This is a genomic window from Syntrophomonas zehnderi OL-4 (genome assembly GCF_000983115.1).
Classification (GTDB): Bacteria; Bacillota; Syntrophomonadia; order Syntrophomonadales; family Syntrophomonadaceae; genus Syntrophomonas_B; species Syntrophomonas_B zehnderi.
Genome location: NZ_CGIH01000042.1, coordinates 39,351 through 58,273, shown reverse-complemented (window position 1 = coordinate 58,273; position 18,923 = coordinate 39,351). Strand labels below are relative to the sequence as shown.

General features: G+C 47.7%; 14 protein-coding genes. 13 read left to right on the top strand and 1 reads right to left on the bottom strand.

Features of this window, described 5'->3' with window-relative positions; all coding sequences use genetic code 11:
- Positions 1 to 96: 96 nt before the first annotated feature.
- Complete coding sequence (locus tag AAV90_RS11935; RefSeq protein WP_046499464.1) at positions 97 to 321, bottom strand: hypothetical protein; 225 nt, start codon at positions 319 to 321, stop codon at positions 97 to 99.
- A gap of 208 nt (positions 322 to 529) precedes the next feature.
- Between AAV90_RS11935 and prfB the strand changes: the two genes are divergently transcribed.
- From prfB to AAV90_RS11870, 13 genes are all read left to right on the top strand, one after another.
- Positions 530 to 1,643 (top strand): peptide chain release factor 2 gene (gene prfB / locus AAV90_RS11930; protein ID WP_423229777.1). Its coding sequence is split into 2 segments (ribosomal slippage): positions 530 to 598 and positions 600 to 1,643, totalling 1,113 coding nucleotides; the frame shifts between segments, so codons are not numbered across the junction.
- 91 nt (positions 1,644 to 1,734) lie between these two features.
- Positions 1,735 to 2,562 carry a transketolase gene (locus AAV90_RS11925; RefSeq protein ID WP_084691585.1) on the top strand — a complete coding sequence of 276 codons (828 nt, stop codon included), beginning with the start codon at positions 1,735 to 1,737 and terminating at the stop codon, positions 2,560 to 2,562.
- A gap of 212 nt (positions 2,563 to 2,774) precedes the next feature.
- Complete coding sequence (locus AAV90_RS11920) at positions 2,775 to 3,710, top strand: transketolase family protein (protein WP_046499460.1); 936 nt, start codon at positions 2,775 to 2,777, stop codon at positions 3,708 to 3,710.
- 138 nt (positions 3,711 to 3,848) lie between these two features.
- The gene (ftsE, locus tag AAV90_RS11915; protein WP_046499504.1) at positions 3,849 to 4,529 is read left to right on the top strand and encodes a cell division ATP-binding protein FtsE; all 681 of its coding nucleotides are present in this window, start codon (positions 3,849 to 3,851) and stop codon (positions 4,527 to 4,529) included.
- Positions 4,526 to 5,416 carry a permease-like cell division protein FtsX gene (gene ftsX, locus AAV90_RS11910; protein WP_046499457.1) on the top strand — a complete coding sequence of 297 codons (891 nt, stop codon included), beginning with the start codon at positions 4,526 to 4,528 and terminating at the stop codon, positions 5,414 to 5,416. Before ftsE ends, ftsX begins: the two co-directional genes overlap by 4 nt.
- A 144-nt stretch (positions 5,417 to 5,560) precedes the next feature.
- Positions 5,561 to 6,697 (top strand): murein hydrolase activator EnvC family protein, encoded by a 1,137-nt coding sequence (locus tag AAV90_RS15630; protein ID WP_046499455.1) that lies wholly within the window; start codon positions 5,561 to 5,563, stop codon positions 6,695 to 6,697.
- Positions 6,698 to 6,981: 284 nt separating this feature from the next.
- Positions 6,982 to 8,130, top strand: coding sequence for a S41 family peptidase (locus tag AAV90_RS11900; RefSeq protein WP_242847561.1), 1,149 nt, complete (start codon positions 6,982 to 6,984; stop codon positions 8,128 to 8,130).
- 44 nt (positions 8,131 to 8,174) lie between these two features.
- On the top strand, positions 8,175 to 9,419 hold the full coding sequence (locus AAV90_RS11895; protein ID WP_052729765.1) for a PDZ domain-containing protein: 1,245 nt from the start codon (positions 8,175 to 8,177) through the stop codon (positions 9,417 to 9,419).
- A 171-nt stretch (positions 9,420 to 9,590) separates the two neighbouring features.
- On the top strand, positions 9,591 to 10,664 hold the full coding sequence (locus AAV90_RS11890) for a hypothetical protein (RefSeq protein ID WP_046499450.1): 1,074 nt from the start codon (positions 9,591 to 9,593) through the stop codon (positions 10,662 to 10,664).
- A gap of 168 nt (positions 10,665 to 10,832) precedes the next feature.
- Positions 10,833 to 12,818, top strand: a complete 1,986-nt coding sequence (uvrB, locus tag AAV90_RS11885; protein WP_046499444.1) for an excinuclease ABC subunit UvrB — start codon at positions 10,833 to 10,835, stop codon at positions 12,816 to 12,818.
- An 89-nt stretch (positions 12,819 to 12,907) separates the two neighbouring features.
- The gene (gene uvrA / locus AAV90_RS11880) at positions 12,908 to 15,736 is read left to right on the top strand and encodes an excinuclease ABC subunit UvrA (protein WP_046499441.1); all 2,829 of its coding nucleotides are present in this window, start codon (positions 12,908 to 12,910) and stop codon (positions 15,734 to 15,736) included.
- A gap of 606 nt (positions 15,737 to 16,342) precedes the next feature.
- Entirely contained in the window at positions 16,343 to 18,136 is a 1,794-nt protein-coding gene (gene uvrC / locus AAV90_RS11875; RefSeq protein ID WP_242847560.1) for an excinuclease ABC subunit UvrC, read from the top strand.
- 403 nt (positions 18,137 to 18,539) lie between these two features.
- A complete protein-coding gene (locus AAV90_RS11870) occupies positions 18,540 to 18,896 on the top strand; it encodes a phage holin family protein (protein WP_046499437.1) in 357 nt (118 codons plus the stop codon).
- Positions 18,897 to 18,923 lie beyond the last annotated feature (27 nt).

Here is an 18,923-nt window from a genome sequence, read left to right as displayed (position 1 = left end):
CCAGGGTAAAAATTAGTCTGGTAGCGGATGCTTTAGCTTCCGCGGTGGTGTAATTTGCGTTGGACAGAAGATTGTCCAGGGAGGCTAAAGCCTCCCCTACGGGGGAAATAGCCAGGGTAAAATTAGTCTGGTAGCGGATGCTTTAGCTTCCGCGGTGGTATAATTTACGCTGGACAGCAGATTGTCCAGGGAGGCTAAAGCCTCCCCTACGGGGGAAATAGCCAGGGTAAAAATTAGTCTGGTAGCGGATGCTTTAGCTTCCGCGGTGGTATAATTTACGCTGGACAGAAGATTGTCCAGGGAAACTAAAGCCTCCCCCACCGGGGAAAATACCCAGGGTAAAAATTAGTCTGGTAGCGGATGCTTTAGCTTCCGCGGTGGTGTAATTTGCGTTGGACAGAAGATTGTCCAGGGAGGCTAAAGCCTCCCCTACCGGGGGAAATAGCCAGGGCCTCCCCTACTTGCCAGGAGGGGATGAAATCTGTTAATTTAGGAAGGAGCCATATCCAATTTAGGGAGGTTGAATATTTTGATTGAGGACCCGCAGGGAACGATAGAGGAGATCCTCAGCACTTTGAGTGAAATGAGGGCTTCTCTTTGACATTGATAACCAGAAAAAACAGATAGAATTATTACAGCAAGCGATGCTGGCGGATAATTTTTGGGATGACAAACAAAAAGCGCAGCAAGTCACCAAACAGATAAGCGATTTGGAGGACAGCGTAAGCCAATGGGAAAGCCTGTGGAAGGAAGCAAACTATATAAGGGATGTCCTGGTCTTAGCTGAAGACGAAAAGGATGAGCAGATGTTTGCTGAGACAGTGCGAGATTTAAAGGGCTTGCTTAAAATGTTCAGAGATTATGAACTGCTGATCCTTTTTTCCGGAGAACACGACCAGGCTGACGCCATCGTATCACTGCATGCCGGGGCAGGGGGCACCGAAGCCCAGGACTGGGTGCAGATACTTTTGCGCATGTATACGCGTTGGGCGGAAGATTCCGGGTATGAGGCGGAAATCCTGGATTATCTGGCCGGGGACGAGGCTGGGGTTAAGAGTGTTACTTTCCTGGTCAAAGGCAAGAACGCCTATGGCAAGTTGAAATGTGAGGAGGGTGTGCATCGCCTTATCCGGATATCTCCTTTTGATTCATCCGGACGGCGGCATACTTCTTTTGCATCTTTAGGGGTCTTGCCGGAGGTCAGTACTGAGGTCGAAATTAACATTAACCCGGACGACTTGCGCATAGACACGTATCGCTCCAGCGGTGCGGGCGGACAGCATATCAACAAAACGGATTCGGCTGTACGGATTACCCATCTGCCCACCGGTATTGTGGTTCAGTGTCAAAATGAGCGCTCCCAGCATTCAAATCGCCTGGCGGCCATGAAAATCCTTACCGCCAAACTCTATGAATTGAAGCAGAGAGAAATGGAGGATAATATGCAGAAGCTGAAGGGAGAATATAAGGAGATAGCCTGGGGCAGCCAGATTAGAACCTATACCATGAACCCTTTTTCGCTGGTCAAAGACCACCGCACCAACCTGGAAGCCGGTAATATACAGGCGGTGCTGGACGGGGATATAGATGATTTTATAACGGCTTATCTGCATTTAAGGGAGACCGGGAATAGACGCGGATAACGCGGATTCCCGCGGATATACGCGGTTTAATTAGGTATTTAAACTACCGCAGCGGGTGCTTTAGCTGGCGGCGGGAAGACAGGAGGACAAGGTGAGAGAGATTAATGAACAGGCCATACAATTAGTTGCCGAAAAAGCACAGGTAATTAGACAGGATATTATAAAAATGCTGGGAGAGGCCGGTTCTGGTCATACGGGAGGCTCCCTTTCGGCAGCGGATATAGTAGCCTGTCTGTATTTTTGGGAGATGCATATTGACCCGGCTCGACCGCAGTGGGAAGAACGGGATCGGTTTGTACTCAGTAAGGGGCATGCGGCTCCGGTACTGTATGCCGCCCTGGCTGAGAAGGGTTTTTTCCCCAAAGCGGAACTTGCCAGGCTCAGGAAAATCGGCAGCCCCTTACAGGGGCATCCAGATATGCGTAAAGTATCAGGTGTAGAAGCCTCTACCGGATCATTGGGACAGGGCATTTCCTGGGCAACCGGCATGGCATTGGCCGCGCGGATAGATAGCAGGGATTATAGGGTATACACCCTCCTGGGGGATGGAGAACTGGAGGAAGGCCTGGTATGGGAAGCAGTTATGGCGGCCGGCCACCAAAGACTCGATCAACTGGTGGCTATAGTGGATTATAATGGTTTGCAGATTGACGGCCCGCTGGGTGAAGTTCTGTCACCGGAGCCGATTGCCGATAAATTCAGAGCCTTTAATTGGCAGACACTGGAGATAAATGGTCATGATTACCGGGAGATTATGCAGGCTTTGAGCAGCGCCCGGCAAACCAAAGGCCGGCCTACGGCTATTGTAGCCAGGACGATTAAAGGCAGGGGCTGCTCATTCATGGAAAATCGCGCCGAATGGCACGGGGTAGCCCCGAACCGGGAACAGGTGGAGGAAGCCCTCAGCGAACTGAGATAGCAGAGGCGCAAACATCGTTGCTATCCCGAGGAGGCAAAATCAAACTAACGCCGAAAAGCCTTACTTTCCTGGTGGAAACCGGCGCAAAAAGAAGTTTGCGCTGCCGGGGTTGGCAAATAAATATCTCCTGTCCGAAAAACGTGCAACTATCATTTAGTCACTTATAACCTGCGGGCAGGGCAGAAACATCGAAAGATTAAGGAGGAAATGGATTGGAGAAGCAAGCTACAAGGGAAGCTTATGGCAAGGCCCTGGTGGAACTGGGGGAGAAATATGAAAATGTGGTGGTGCTTGATGCTGATCTGTCCAAATCCACCAAAACAGCTGATTTCGCCAAAGTCTTTCCAGACAGATTTATAAATGCCGGCATTGCCGAACAAAATATGATCGGTATGGCCGCCGGGCTGGCTGCTTGCGGCAAGGTGGTTTATGCCAGTTCTTTTGCTATATTTGCCGCCGGACGAGCTTTTGAACAGGTGCGCAATTCCCTGGCTTACGCCCATCTAAACGTAAAAGTCTGTGCGACCCACGCCGGAATAACCGTTGGTGAGGATGGCGGTTCACATCAAGCGGTGGAAGACATAGCTATTATGCGCAGCATACCCGGGATGTCTGTAGTGGTTCCCGCCGATGGGCCTTCAACCCGCCGGGCAGTACAAGCCCTTTACTCCCAGGAAGGGCCGGTTTATCTGCGGCTGGGGCGACCGGCGGTTCCTAATATATATCCTCCTGATATGGAACTTGTTATTGGCCGGGCCCAGGAACTAAGAACCGGTAAGGATGCCAGCTTGATAGCCTGTGGGATAATGGTTGCCCGATGTCTGGAAGCGGCTCAACTGCTCAGTCGGGAAGGTATTGAAGTAGCCGTAGTCGATATGCACACCATAAAACCTCTGGATGAGGACATGATTGTCAGGCAGGCGCGCCAAACCGGGGCCATCCTGACCGCAGAGGAACATAGTGTACTAGGCGGACTGGGGAGTGCCGTCTGTGAAGTCGTTTGTGCCAATTGTCCGGTGCCGGTTTATAGAATGGGCATTGAGGATGTTTTCGGTCAATCCGGCAGCCCGGAGGAATTAATGGAACACTATGGGCTGACCACTGCCAAAATAATTGAAAATGTACACCGATTGCTAAAAAATAAATAATTTTTAAAGGGTTTTAAAGGCTAATTGTAGAACCACCTCATGCAGGTGGTTTTTTTCTGTAAGCTAAGGGAAAAAAAGTACGTAACAATAACAGGGAATTTGCAACATTTCCGACGTTGAAGGTGAGGGAGATAAATGCTGGTTCAGTTCTACAACGTCTCCAAAGTTTATAATAATGGCGTCAAGGCCCTTAATGATATTTCTCTAAAGGTGAACCGGGGTGAATTTATTTTTTTAATGGGTTCCAGCGGAGCCGGCAAATCAACTCTGGTAAAGCTGATGATCCGCGAAGAACTGCCCACCCGCGGGCAGATATTTGTGGCTTCCCGCAGTGTGGTACGGATGAAACGCAATGAGGTACCCACGCTGCGCAGAAATATTGGCATTGTATTTCAAGATTTTAAACTTCTGGAGAATAAAACCGTGGCTGAAAATGTAGCCTTTGCCATGAAGGTGGTGGGGGCAGACGCGGCCGAAATAAGAACCCGGGTGCCGGAGGTTATTCAAATGGTGGGCTTAAAGGGCCGCGAAGATTCCTTCCCTGGTCAGTTGTCCGGGGGAGAGCAGCAGCGGGTAGGCATTGCCCGAGCGATTGCCAACCGGCCGCTGTTGCTGATTGCCGATGAGCCTACCGGTAACCTGGATTTGGATACTTCGCTGGAAATCATGGACTTGCTGTATGATATAAATCGCAAAGGGACAACGGTTATCATGGCTACCCATGCCCGCGAGCTGGTTAGAAATGCCCATAAACGGATTATTTATCTGGATTCAGGAAAAATCAGCTCCGATAATAGCAACGGAGAGGTTTTTTCATGAGCAGTTTCAAAAATTTCGGCTACTTTTTCGGTGAAACCTTCAAGTCCCTAAGGCGCAACCGTTTATTAAGCATTGCTACTGTTACCACCGTGTCTATCTGTATCCTGATTCTGGGTGTGGCCGTATTGATGACTATTAATGCCGGACATTTTATTAACCGCTTGGAATCAGATATAGAAATGATGGTATTTGTTGATAATTCACTTAATCGTTCGCAAATATCTGACTTGGAACGAGAGATAAAGGATCTGGACGGGGTCAAGTCGGTGACGTTTATCAGCAAGGAGCAAGCCTTAAAAAGGCTGCAGGATAAATTTGCCGGTCAGGAATATAACTTAAAAAATACCGTGGGTAAAAATCCCTTGCCCGACAGCTTTGAGGTGAAGGCGGAAAACCCGCAAAATGTGACAGCCATCGCCGCTAAAATTCAGAAAATGAACGGGGTTGAAAAGGTAAACTACGGTCAGGGAATCATTGAGCGCCTCCTTAAGGTGACTCAGTGGGTCAGGATTATTTCGGTAACCTTAATTGTCTTTTTAGCCCTGGGGGCGGTTTTCCTCATTGCTACCACTATTAGACTGGCGATTTTCTCCAGGCGCAAGGAGATTTACCTGATGAAACTGATTGGAGCGACCGATTGGTTTATCCGCTGGCCTTTCTTTATCGAAGGGATAATACTGGGTTCGTTGGGTTCGCTGATAGCGATACTGTTTTTGGCTCTGGGGTATAGCTCCTTGCTGAATAATATCCAGACAGCTATGTTTTTTATTCCTATGGTTACGAATCCCGGTTTGCTAACCAAGATTTACGTGGCTTTATTTGCCAGCGGAGCATTATTGGGTGTTTTGGGTACGTATATTTCTTTAAATCGCTTTTTAGATGTGTAGTTGGAAACAGCTAAGGCAGATGCTTTTATTTTGGCTGGGAACCCCAGATTTCAAAATATATTTTAAAAAAGGTTAAAGATGCAGTTTCCGCTGCGTATTACAGCTTGATTGGCGGAGCGGAAATTGAGAATGAGGAGGAGAATTATGCGTGTAAGACAGCGGGGGATAGCGGTATTTGTGGTGATGGCCCTTTTTATGGGGTTTATTATGCCGGTTTATGCCGATGAAATATCAGACAGGCAAAGACAGCTGCAGGAAATTACCCGCCAGAAAAATGAACAAAACAAAATGCTCAACAATGCCAAGCAAAAAGAAAAATCGATTGTAGGTCAGGTTTTGAATCTGGAGAAGGACATGAAAAGTACCGAAGACCAGATCCAGAGTCTATCCGAGAAGATGGAATTTTTAAAAACGAGTATCGGCGTTACTGAAAAAGAGATAGCGGTCTTGGAAGCTGAGCTGGAAAAACAGACTGAAATATTGAGTGAACGGCTGGTCTTTATTTATCAGGAAGGGGATATTTCTTACCTGGAGGTATTATTGTCCGCTGAAGATATTAAAGATTTCCTGACCCGCTATGATATGTTAAATAGAATCCTGAACCAGGATCGCACCCTGATTGAATCAGTACATCGACAAAAGAAAGATTTGGACGTAAAAAAGGCCAGCCTGGAGGTACAGAAAAAAGATTTGGAGATTGCTAAAGCCAATCAAATAGAAAAACAGACCCTGCTGGATCAGCAGATTGACGACAAGAAACAGATATTAGGTGATGTCCAAAAAGAAAAACAGGCATATCAGCGGGCATTAAATGAGCTGGAACAAACCTCCAAACAGTTGGAGGCCATGATACGCAACCTGCAGAATAAAGGCAGCAAAGAAAGTATTGGAACCGGCGTTTACGGATGGCCTACCCCGGGTTATACCTCGATTACTTCGGATTACGGAATGCGTTATCATCCCATCTTAAAGGTTCGTAAACTGCACACCGGCATCGATATCGGGGCGCCTGCCGGCGCATCCATAGTTGCAGCCGATGGGGGAAATGTTATTTACTCCGGTTGGATGGGCGGGTATGGCCAGGTTGTAGTCATCGACCATGGAGCTGGTATGTCGACACTTTATGCCCATCAGTCTACCATACTGGTCAGCAATGGGGCGGCTGTCAGCAAGGGTCAGGTGATAGGCAAGGTTGGCAGTACCGGTTGGAGCACCGGCGCCCATCTGCATTTTGAAGTACGCGTAAACGGAACCCCGGTAAACCCAAGATCCTATATATAATTTAGATTTTTGTATAATTAGTTTGCTTCCCAAGCAGCAAGTTTTTTAGGAGTGTCATCCTGAAGCAAAGCCGCAGCAACGATGTCGTATATCATCTGCTGCCGTATTTGCCTAAGGATGACACTTTTGCTTATATAAAAGCCTAATTTCTGTTTAAGTGTCAAAAAAAAAAAGCCGCGTCCATTTAATCCCAGCCTTTTTCTTGCCAGGATTTATTTGTTTTCGTTTTATGATTGCGGTAACATAATAAGGATAGAATATAAATAAAATAGAGTATGGTAGGTGTGATTTTGAAAGATAATAAAATCGTCCGGGGCTTTTATAAATTTTTCGCATTTTTAGGCCTGCTGGTATTTTTATCACTGGCTTTTGTTTTTATTACCAACAGCAGTTCTATTAGCAGTCTGTTCGCGGTGGTGGGCCTGCTTAAAACACAGTCCTTATATGAGCCTCAAACCGGCAAAATGATCCAGGGGGCAACTTCCGGAATCGTATCTTCCCTAAAAGATCCCTATTCAAAATACCTTAACAAATCCCAGTGGGAGGAATTAAAACTGCAGCTTAATGCTGAGTTTGGCGGTATCGGTGTTTATGTATTGGAACTGGACGGTCAATTAGGCATTGTTTCTCCTATCAAAGGAACCCCGGCATATCGCCAGGGCTTGAAAAACGGGGACATTATTGTGCGGATCAATGGTGAGAGTGCGGTTAATATGAGCCAGGATGATGCCGTTAACCGGATGCGGGGCGAGCCGGGCACACAGCTAAACCTCAGTATTTTTCGCCCTTCCGATGGGCAAGAACATGATTTTAAAATAGTACGGGAGATTATCAACGTCCCGTCCGTTGATGATAAGGTGATCGGTGACGGCGTACCGATTGGGTATATTAAATTAAACCAGTTCCATGCTCATTCAGTCCAGGAGATAGCCAATAGTTTAAACCGCTTAAATAAAAAGGATATCAAGGGACTGATCCTTGATTTAAGGGATAATGGGGGCGGAGATTTCGATGCTTCTATAGCCATTGCCGATATTTTCCTGGAAGACAAGGAAATCGTCAGTGCCAAGGATGCCCGCGGCAAGGAAAAGCACCACCGATCCGAACCGGGCAGTTTTAAACTGCCCATGGTGGTGTTGGTGAATGGGAACAGTGCCAGTGCAGCCGAAATACTGTCCGGGGCTTTGCAGGATAATAAACGCGCGGTTTTAGTCGGAGAAAAAACCTATGGCAAAGGCCTGGTGCAGACTGTTTTTCCGCTGCGCGACGGCGGGGCTTTAAAACTGACCACTCAGAAATATTTTACCCCGAAGGGTACGGATATCAATGAAATTGGCATCAATCCTGACTTTGTAGTCAAAAATCCGGAAGGTCAGGACGTTGATTTGCAGCTGCAGCGGGCTATAGAGGTCTTAAAAGAGAAAATTATGTAAAACTAAAGATTAATTTCCCCGTATTTCCCGGAGGGGGTGTATGATTGGAACTTTTGGGAACGTTGCTGTTAATGATGGGGCGAGTGCTGCTTAATATCTTCACTGCGCCCCATTTGCTTCTCCTTTATCTTTTGCTTTTTCTGCTGGTGGCGTGGCAGTATCGCCGCCTGCAAAACGTTTCCGAAAGCCTGTTGCTTAAGCCCCGTGGTGATTATTTAAAATCTGCCGTTATCTCAACCTTGCTGGGGGTGCTGGGGGGGATATTGGGCAGTTTGCTGCTGGTTTTGGTAGGGACGGATCTGTCCGATATCGGTATAACCTATTTATGGATAACGGCTCTGGCATTGATGTTTATTCAGCCGCGTTTTCTGTGTTTTGCTTATGCTGCCGGGGTTCTGGCGATCAGCAATCTGCTGTGGGGATTTCCCTCCATAAGCATACCGCAGTTGATGGGCCTGGTAGCTATTCTGCATATGGTGGAAAGCTTTTTAATACTGCTTAACGGCCCCATAAATCCGTTGCCAGTATATATAAAAAAGTCCGGCCGACTACGCGGGGGCTTTAATATCCAGTTATTCTGGCCTATACCGCTGGTGGCCCTGATGAGCCTGGGGCTGGCCGATCCCGGGTATGCGGGCTTGGAAATGCCTGTCTGGTGGCCGCTACTGCAAGATTACAGCGGTTTTTCCGACAGCAAGGCCTTTGCCATGTTGCCGGTTCTTGCGATTCTGGGGTATGGAGAGATTACCACCACGCAATCTGCCCGACAGGCCAGCCGCAAATCAGCCCTGCTTCTGTTTCAATTCTCCCTGGTTCTCTTGTTGCTAGCCATTCTATCAGCCCGTTCCGCTTATTTCCTGCCGCTGGCTGCGATATTCAGCCCTTTGGGACATGAACTGGTGATCTGGTTGGGTATGCGTAATGAAAACCGGCGCGGTCTTTATGTACAGCCATCGTTCGGAATTATGGTACTGGATGTATTGCCCGGCAGTCCGGCTGAGCGGGCCGGGCTGAAATCCCGGGATATTATTTTAAACATTAACGGCCAACCACTGGATGGTTTTGCTGCCTGGCAGGAACATTTAAAGGCCGGTCGTTCGGAGCTGCTTTTAAAAATGCAGCGGAATGGGCGGATGGTGGATGCGCTTATCAAGGTTTCCGGGAACAGCCATCCGGGAATTATCCCCGTCCCGGATGAAAGCGCGGGCAAATTCCTGGTGGTTGAGGACGATTATATTTTCTCCCTGGCCCGCAGGCTCTGGCGGCGCATGCTTGAGGGAAAGTTTTAGCTTCCCCTATTATCACGCAGCTGTTTTCATAATGTGGTGATACCCGGGGCACTGCGTTTTATACCGGTAATTATAAAGTTTTGGCCCGCGGGGGATAACAGAGATGTTCACCGTTTGTAGTCATTATGAATAGACTAATAGCGAAGTAAGTAGAGAGGGGAAGGGGAAGAGGTGAACAAGCAAGGTTTAATCCGCTATGTATTTGTCAACAGTCATACCAGTCAAGGTTTTCATACCTTTATTCCTGAACTGATACAGGGAATAGGGAGTGTCTATATTTTAAAAGGGGCGCCTGGTTCTGGTAAATCTACTTTTATTCGCCTGGCGGGAGAGATTATGTCGGAAAGGGGTTTTGAAGTGGAATTTTGGATCTCGGCCCTGGATGCGATAACGCCTGACGGTGTGTATATTCCCCAGCTGGATCTGGCCGTAATCAACGGCAGCCTGCCGGAAAGCATTGAGCCTCGCTACCCGGGTGTGCGCGACCAGTTGATAAATATGGGAGAATACCTGGATCGAGACATAGTAATGCCTCACCGGGCGGAGATTATTAAGCTGATAGATGGGATGAACACTTCCCGGCAGGAGGTCTATAACCTGCTGAAAGAAGCCGGTCAGGTGAAAGCAGAGATTCGCCGTTTAAATTCTCGACAGTTAAATATTGGGAAGCTGGAAATTTTGATTCAGCAGTTAGGAACGGAAATACTGGAGAATCGGCCCGGAGAAAAACATTATTTCTCCGGTGCTGTTACTGCCGATGGGCTGGTTGATTACGTTAATGAATTAAGCAGTGCCTGTCAGAAGCGCTATATCTTTCAAGGTCCGTCCGGCAGCGGAAAGAGTACAGCTATTAACGAACTGGCCCGTCAGGCGCGAACCGCCGGCTATTTTCTGGAATACTATCATTCCGGTTTGGAAGCGGAAAACCTGGTCATGGTCATTATTCGTAATCTGCAAATTGCCCTGATTGAAGCCGATGGGGTGGAAATACCTTTAAAACCCTGGGATGTGGTGGTGGACTTGAGCAGCTGCCTGGATGCTGACAATAACAGCAAGTTGAATGAAGGCACCAGCATATATTATAGAAATTTTGAAAGTCTCATGCTCAAGGCGCAGCACGAACTGGAAAAAGCCAACCAGATGAACAAAGATCTAAAAAAGATCTACTCATCTGCCATGGACTTTGCCGGTCTGGATCAATTAAGAACGAAGCTATTGGAAGAAATTCAGAATAAAGAAACCTAAAAAGTAAAATGCCAAGGAGGTTAAGAACAACGGCGCTTAATAACCTTGCTCCTTACCCAAGATTTTCTTGCTGTCCTGCTTGTCAGGACAGTTATTATTTGTAGTATAATGTAAAAGATCATCTGTTCGATTTTATCCATTTAGGTTTGCAGTGAAGAGGTGGCTTAAGTGACAGAATTTAAGATTAGTTCCTCCTATACGCCTGCCGGGGATCAGCCCCAGGCAATTTTGGAATTGGTGGAGGGTTTGCAGCAAGGTTTCCGGGAACAGACCCTTTTAGGGGTGACCGGTTCGGGCAAGACTTATACGATGGCCCAGGTGATTGAAGCCGTACAAAGACCCACTTTGATTATGGCCCCCAATAAAACCCTGGCCGGTCAGCTTTATGCGGAATTAAAGGAATTTTTCCCGCAAAATGCAGTCGAATATTTTATCAGTTATTACGATTATTATCAACCGGAGGCCTATGTGCCACAAACGGATACGTATATTGAAAAGGACTCGTCTATTAATGATGAGATAGACAAGTTTAGACATTCCGCTACGGCCTCACTGCTGGAGCGGCGCGATGTGATTATTGTAGCCAGTGTCTCCTGTATATACGGGCTGGGTGCACCGCAGGATTATTATGAGATGGCGGTATCGCTTCGTCCCGGCATGGAGATCGCCCGGGACACGGTTTTAAGGAAACTGGTGGAGACTCAATATGAACGTAATGAAACCAGTTTTGAACGTGGCAATTTTCGGGTTCGTGGGGATGTTATCGAAATATTCCCGGCCTCTTCCGGGGACAGGGCTTTGCGGGTTGAGTTCTTTGGAGATGAAATTGACCGTATAGTAGAATTTAATCCCTTGACCGGGGAGATTTTCGGCAAACAGATGCATGCCATGATATTTCCGGCTTCTCACTTTGTTACTACCCGGGAAAGGATGCTGGCGGTGGCTGATGAAATCGAACAGGAACTAGTCGGGCAGGTAAAGCGCTTTCAACAGGAAGGGAAATTATTGGAGGCTCAGCGGATTGAGCAAAGAACCCGCTATGACCTGGAGATGATAAAAGAGATAGGTTATTGCAAGGGGATAGAAAATTACTCGCGTTATATAACCGGGAGGGCACCGGGTGAGCCTCCTTATACCTTAATTGATTTTTTCCCGGAGGATATGCTGCTTTTCATGGATGAATCTCACATCGGCGTACCCCAGGTGCGGGGTATGTATGCCGGGGATCGCGCCCGCAAGGAGAATCTGGTTGAATACGGTTTTCGTCTGCCCTGCGCGCTGGACAATCGTCCGCTGCACTTTGATGAATTCTATGCCAGGATCAAGCAGGTTGTTTTTATCAGTGCCACTCCGGGAGACTTTGAATTGGAGAGAAGTTCCCAGGTGGTTGAACAGGTAATCCGCCCCACCGGCCTGGTTGATCCCGAAATTAAGGTGAAACCTACCTTGAACCAGATCGATGATTTGATGGAAGAAATCCAGGCGGTTCTTAAGAAGGGCAACCGGGTACTGGTGACCACCCTGACCAAACGAATGGCGGAGGATCTTAGTGATTATCTGAGTGATGCGGGGATAAAAGTACGCTATATGCATTCCGATATTGATGCCCTGGAAAGAATGGAGATATTACGAGAACTGCGCAGCGGTGTTTTTGATGTGCTGGTGGGAATCAACCTCCTGCGGGAAGGTCTGGATTTGCCGGAGGTCGCTCTGGTAGCCATTCTGGACGCAGACAAGGAAGGGTTCCTGCGCTCCGGGCGTTCCCTTATCCAGACCATCGGCCGGGCGGCTCGAAATGCTGAGGGGAAAGTGATTATGTATGCTGACCGGATCACTCCCTCCATGCGTCAAGCCATTGATGAAACCGAACGGCGCCGCGGGATCCAGACGGCTTACAACCAGGAACACGGCATAACCCCGGAAACAATCAAAAAGGCCGTATACGCAGCCCTGGAAGCAACCGTAGCCGAAGAACCGGGGCAATACGATATTACCAATTTTAAGTCTCTGCGTCCGGAAGAAAGGGATCGGCTGATTCGGGAAATGGAGGCAGATATGCGCCATGCCGCCGAAGCCCTGGATTTTGAACGAGCCGCCCAACTTAGGGACACGATTAAGGAACTGCAAAAACCAAAGAGGAAAAGATCCAGATAAAACAGATTAGTAGGATTTAAAAAAGATTATTATTTGAACAGATACCGTATATGCGGGGTTAGCAACCAGGATAATTTCGGAGGATTGAAGTGAAAGATTATATTATTGTTAAGGGTGCGCGGGAGCACAATTTAAAAAATATTGATATTGCCATTCCCCGGGACAAGCTGGTAGTGTTTACCGGGGTTTCGGGATCGGGGAAGTCCAGCCTGGCATTTGATACTATTTATAGCGAGGGTCAGCGTCGTTACGTGGAATCACTTTCCACCTATGCCCGGCAGTTTTTAGGGCAGATGGATAAACCGGATGTCGATTATATCGAGGGGTTATCGCCCTCTATCTCCATTGACCAGAAAACCACCTCCAATAACCCCCGTTCCACGGTGGGAACAGTTACGGAGATTTACGACTATCTGCGGCTGCTCTTTGCCCGGGTGGGCAAACCCCACTGCCCCCAGTGCCACCGCCCGATTCAAAGACAAACGGTGGATCAGGTGGTGGATACCGTTTTAAATCTGCCGGTGGGCAGTAAAATTAAGATCCTCTCCCCTATCGTCAAAGGGCAGAAGGGTGAGCACCGCAAAACTCTGCAGAATCTTTTTAAAGATGGTTTTGTGCGGGTTATTGTGGATGGGTTTGAATATACGTCTGATGAAGAAATCAAACTGGAGAAGAATAAGAAACACGATATCAGTGCCGTGGTGGATCGCCTGGTAATCAAGGATGATATCCGCAGCCGCTTGGCCGAATCACTGGAACTAGCTTTTGAACTCAGTGATGGGGTCGTTACGGTGCAGCGGATCAAGGATGATGGGAACGGTGAGGAAATGCTTTTCAGCCGGGATTTTGCCTGCCCGGAATGTGGATTTAGCCTGCCGGAACTCACGCCCCGGATGTTTTCCTTTAATAGTCCTTTCGGGGCCTGTCCGGATTGTGATGGCCTGGGTGAAATGAAAAAGATTGATCCGACTCTGGTTTTGGATATGGAAAAAAGCCTTAAAGATGGGGCTATTATTCCCTGGTCAGGAAGTTTCCATAATTTCTACCGCCAATTGATTGCCGGAATGGCGAGTAATAACGATATACCTATGGATTTGCCCTTAAAATCCCTGACCGAAAAGCAATTAAATACTATTCTTTTCGGCAATGGCGGCGAACGTTTCAAGATAGAATACACAAATTCCTACGGCGAGGAGCGAGATTTTTATTCCACCTATGAGGGGGTTATAAACAACCTGGAGCGGCGTTACCAGGAAACCAAATCCGACAGCTCCCGGGAGGAATTGGAAAAATACATGATTTCGGCTATATGCCCGGCCTGTCAAGGAAAAAGGCTACGGGAAGAAATCCTCTGGGTACTGCTGGGGGGCAAATCCATAAACGAGCTTACCTCCTATTCGGTACGGGAGTGCTCCCGATTTTTTGAGGAACTGCAATTGGAGGAAAGGGATAGTTTTATAGCCCGGCAGGTAATAAAAGAGATTAAAGCGCGGCTGGGGTTTTTGATAGATGTGGGCCTGGATTACCTGACTCTGGATCGGGGCGCCGGCAGCCTGTCGGGGGGCGAAGCCCAGCGTATCAGGCTGGCAACCCAGGTCGGTTCCTCCCTGGTGGGCGTATTGTATGTGCTGGATGAACCCAGCATCGGTCTGCACCCTCGCGACAATGACCGTCTGCTGGCTACCTTGAAACGACTCAGGGATTTGGGTAACACTGTTATCGTAGTGGAACATGATGAGGAAACCATGTTTAATGCTGATTATATTGTGGATATTGGCCCGGGGGCAGGAATTCACGGAGGAGAAGTCGTGGCCGCCGGAACTCTGGAAGAAATCCTGGCAACCGAAGGATCACTGACCGGACAGTATCTTTCCGGACAACTCAAGATAGAATTGCCGATGCAGCGTAGGGAAGGTAATGGAAACAATCTAATCATCCGCGGTGCCCGGCAGCATAATCTCAAAGATTTGGATGTAGCCATCCCTTTGGGGAAAATGGTGGTGATAACCGGTGTTTCGGGTTCAGGCAAGAGTACCTTGGTTGAAGATATCCTCTATCCGGCTTTGATGAAAAATTTTCATGGTGGCCGGCATCGGCCGGGTGCCCATCAAAGCCTGGAAGGTATGGAACACCTGGATAAAGTTATTAATATCGATCAGTCTCCAATCGGCAGAACGCCCCGTTCCAATCCGGCTACTTACACCGGTGCTTTTGACGGTATCCGGGAACTGCTGGCCAATACCACTGAATCACGGGTGCGCGGCTACAAACCGGGACGTTTTAGTTTCAACGTGCGCGGTGGGCGCTGTGAAGCCTGTTCCGGGGACGGCATTATTAAAATCGAAATGCATTTTCTGCCGGATGTTTATATCCCCTGCGAAGTTTGCAAAGGCAAACGCTATAATCGTGAAACCCTGGAAGTAAAATATAAAGGCAAAAACATTGCCGACATCCTGGCTATGACCGTGGCCGAAGCGGTGGAGCTTTTTGAGAATATTCCCAAAATCCATCGTAAACTTAAAGTACTGCAGGATGTAGGCCTGGGGTATATCCAATTGGGGCAGCCGGCTCCTACCCTGTCAGGTGGAGAAGCCCAACGCGTGAAGCTGGCTACGGAGCTTTCCAAACGTTCCCTGGGCAGGAATCTCTATATCCTGGACGAGCCTACCACCGGCCTGCATAAGGAGGACGTAAAACACCTGCTGGGGGTCTTAAATAGATTGGTGGATGCCGGCAATACTGTCCTGATCATTGAACACAATCTGGATGTTATCAAGTCGGCTGACTATATTATCGACTTGGGCCCGGAAGGCGGGGATAAAGGCGGCGAAATCATTTGTCAGGGTACCCCGGAAGAGGTGGCTCGCCATCCCCAATCCTACACCGGCCGCTACCTAAAGGACATCCTGCAGACCTAGACGAACCGGAAAGGACGGCTATTAAAAGCCGCAGATAGCACGCTTTAATAGACATAACGGAGGCTTCAGCCGATAATATTAACACCCCCCGTAGCGGAGGCTTCAGCCTCCGCGGGACAACGTTGTTTTCTAAAGGAGATAATATTAACACTCCTCGTAGCGGAGGCTTCAGCCTCCGCGGAAAAACGTTGTTTTCTAAAGAAGCGGTTGTAATGTACACAGATAAAACAGATCAGAAAGATTTACACAGCTAACTAAACAGCGACCGCCGGATTGGGGTTAATTATGTATATAGGCCGATTTCGCAGGTTTAAAAGCCGCGGATATCACGCTTTAATAGACATAACGGAGGCTTCAGCCGATAATATTAACACCCCCCGTAGCGCAGGCTTCAACCTCCGGATATTATCAACAGCCCCGTTGCGGAGACTTCAGCCGATATCATTAACACCTCCCGTAGCGGAGGCTTCAGCCTCCGCGGAACAACGTTGTTTTCTAAAGAAGCGGTTTTAACAGACATAGCAAATGCCAGAATGATCCCTCTGAAAGACAAGGGATTTAAACCAGAGACCTTTCCCCTTAATTTTTAGGTTTGGAGGTGGGGACATGGAAGAGATGCGGGAGCGGCTTAAAAACGTGCCGCTTAAGCCGGGGGTATATATATTTAAGGATCAGGAAGGCCAGGTCATTTATGTGGGCAAGGCCAAGCTGCTGCGCAACCGGATGCGCTCCTATTTTCAGTCTCCTGACAGCATGTTGCCTAAGGTGAAATCCATGATGGCCAAGGTGGCTGATTTTGACTATATTGTTACCGGCAGCGAGGTGGAGGCTCTTATTCTGGAAAACAATTTGATTAAGGCCTACCAGCCTCGTTACAATATATTGTTGCGGGATGACAAGACATATCCGTATTTAAAGATCAGCCAGGAAAAATTCCCCCGTATTGCGATTGTACGTGAACCCAAGGACAAGGTCTCCCGTTACTTCGGGCCATATACCGAGGTAGGCAGTGTCAGGGAAACTTTGAAGCTTTTAACCGGGGTATTTCCGCTGCGCACCTGCAAAAACCTGCGTGAGCAATCCCGTCCCTGCTTGAATTACGATATGGGCAAATGCCTGGCTCCTTGCAAAGGCTTGATAAGCCAAGACGAATATCAGGTTATGGTGGATGGTTTGATAGATTTTTTGGAAGGCAAATCCCACGATCTGATACCCCGTAAGGAAGAAGAAATGCGAAAGGCGGCTGCTAATTTGGAGTTCGAGAAAGCAGCCCGACTGCGCGACCAGATTCAGGCAATTCATGTCCTGCAGGCCAAACAGCAGGTGATGTTTGAAAATCCGTATAACCTGGATGCAATCGTACTTATCAGCACAGAGCGGGAACGGGAAAGCTTGGTTCTGGTATTTAAAATCCGCAGCGGACAGATTATCGCCAAGGATACTTTCTGGTTGAAACGGGCGATTGATGAAAGTAAAGAAGAGTTATTGGATTTTTTTATCAAACGTTATTACAGTGAAAACCTGGACATACCGGCCGAAATCTTAATTAATGAAACTCCCGGGGAACTGGAACTGCTGGAAACCTGGCTGCGGGAAAGCAGCCGATGGCCGGTAAGAATTAAAACCCCCGCCCGGGGAGAAAAGAAAATTATCCTGGATATGGTGCGGGACAATGCCCTGTTGCTCTGGGAAGAGAAGATGCGGGAAGACTTGAAAGCCCGCAAGATACTGGAGCATTTGGCCCGGACGCTGGAAATGGAAGTCGTGCCTGAACGTATTGAAGGCTTTGATATTTCCCATCTGGGAGGTGAGGAAACGGTTGCTTCCATGGCGGTATTCACCAATGGAGCGGCAGATAAAAAGGCCTACCGGCATTTTAAAATAAAAAATGAACAAAATAATGATTTTGCTTCTTTGAGCGAAACCCTTGAACGCCGCTTTAAGGAGGCCCGCAGGGGGAACCAGGCGTTTTTGCCCGAGCCGGATCTAATACTGATTGACGGCGGACTGGGACAGGTAAATGCCGTAAAAAGGATCCTGGATCAAATGGGGGTAGATATCCATGTTCTGGGCCTGGCAAAAAAAAATGAGGAAATATTCCTGCCGGGTCGGGGAGAGCCTTTGCGTCTGTCCCGCCGCGATGAGGGGCTGATGTTGCTGCAGAGGTTAAGAGACGAAGCCCATCGTTTTGCAATCAGTTATAACCGCCAGCGCCGGGGCAAAAAAATCAGGCGTTCGGTTCTGGACGATATACCCGGGGTGGGACCAGCTCGCAAAAAGGCTTTGCTCCAACATTTTGGCTCAGTAGCCGGAATAAAATCCGCCAGCCTGGAGGAAATTAAAGCTGTGCCCGGTATGAATGCGGCTGTATCGAAAAACGTGTATGATTTTTTCCGCTAGACGGATTTTTAACAGACGTGGACAACGCGGCAAACTTAAATGCAAACCGAAATTAAGCGAGGGCAATTTACGACTAACCCGGCTCGAGGTTGGTCTGAGTGGATCATTCACACCCCCTGCTCTTTGCTTATATGAAATAGTATAATAAATGCTCTGCTTGCATAAAATTACTACAATAAACATAATATGTTTAGATGTATTAATATACCTCTATTTACTAAAATTATATTCAGAAAGATTGGAGTTTATGGTCTTTGCTGATAGTAAATAAATATTTCCCGGGAAATAAATCGAATACAACCGGAATGTTAGAATTTTAAGCATATTGCGTATGATATTGTTACAGGTATAATTAGCATATAGATTCGATATTTTATTAGTTAAGAAGAAAGGAGGAATTTTGATGCATGGTTGGGTTTTGCGGTGGTTGTTAAATATTTTGGCGATTATCATTACTGCAGCCATAATACCTGGTTTTGACTTAACGATCTGGGGAGCTATTGTGGGTTCAGTATTTTTGGGGGTATGCAATGCCGTAATCAGACCAGTTATTATCCTGTTAACCCTGCCGTTAAATATTTTATCTTTGGGTTTGTTTACCTTTATAATTAACGGATTTATGCTTTATCTTACTTCCGCAACGATTAAGGGTTTCACTATCCATGGATTTTGGTGGGCGGTTTTGAGCGCTATACTGCTTAGTATTGTGAGTTTTATCATCAGTTATTTTATCAAAGACAAAGTGTTTTACCTTAGATAAAATCAAGTGACTACATAGAGATTAGCC

What these genes read in the sequence shown, in the direction of transcription:
- uvrC (WP_242847560.1), top strand. Translation starts at nt 16,343, where the DNA reads ATGGAAGAGATGCGGGAGCGGCTTAAAAACGTGCCGCTTAAGCCGGGG.
- AAV90_RS11870 (WP_046499437.1), top strand. Translation starts at nt 18,540, where the DNA reads ATGCATGGTTGGGTTTTGCGGTGGTTGTTAAATATTTTGGCGATTATC.
- AAV90_RS15630 (WP_046499455.1), top strand. Translation starts at nt 5,561, where the DNA reads ATGCGTGTAAGACAGCGGGGGATAGCGGTATTTGTGGTGATGGCCCTT.
- ftsX (WP_046499457.1), top strand. Translation starts at nt 4,526, where the DNA reads ATGAGCAGTTTCAAAAATTTCGGCTACTTTTTCGGTGAAACCTTCAAG.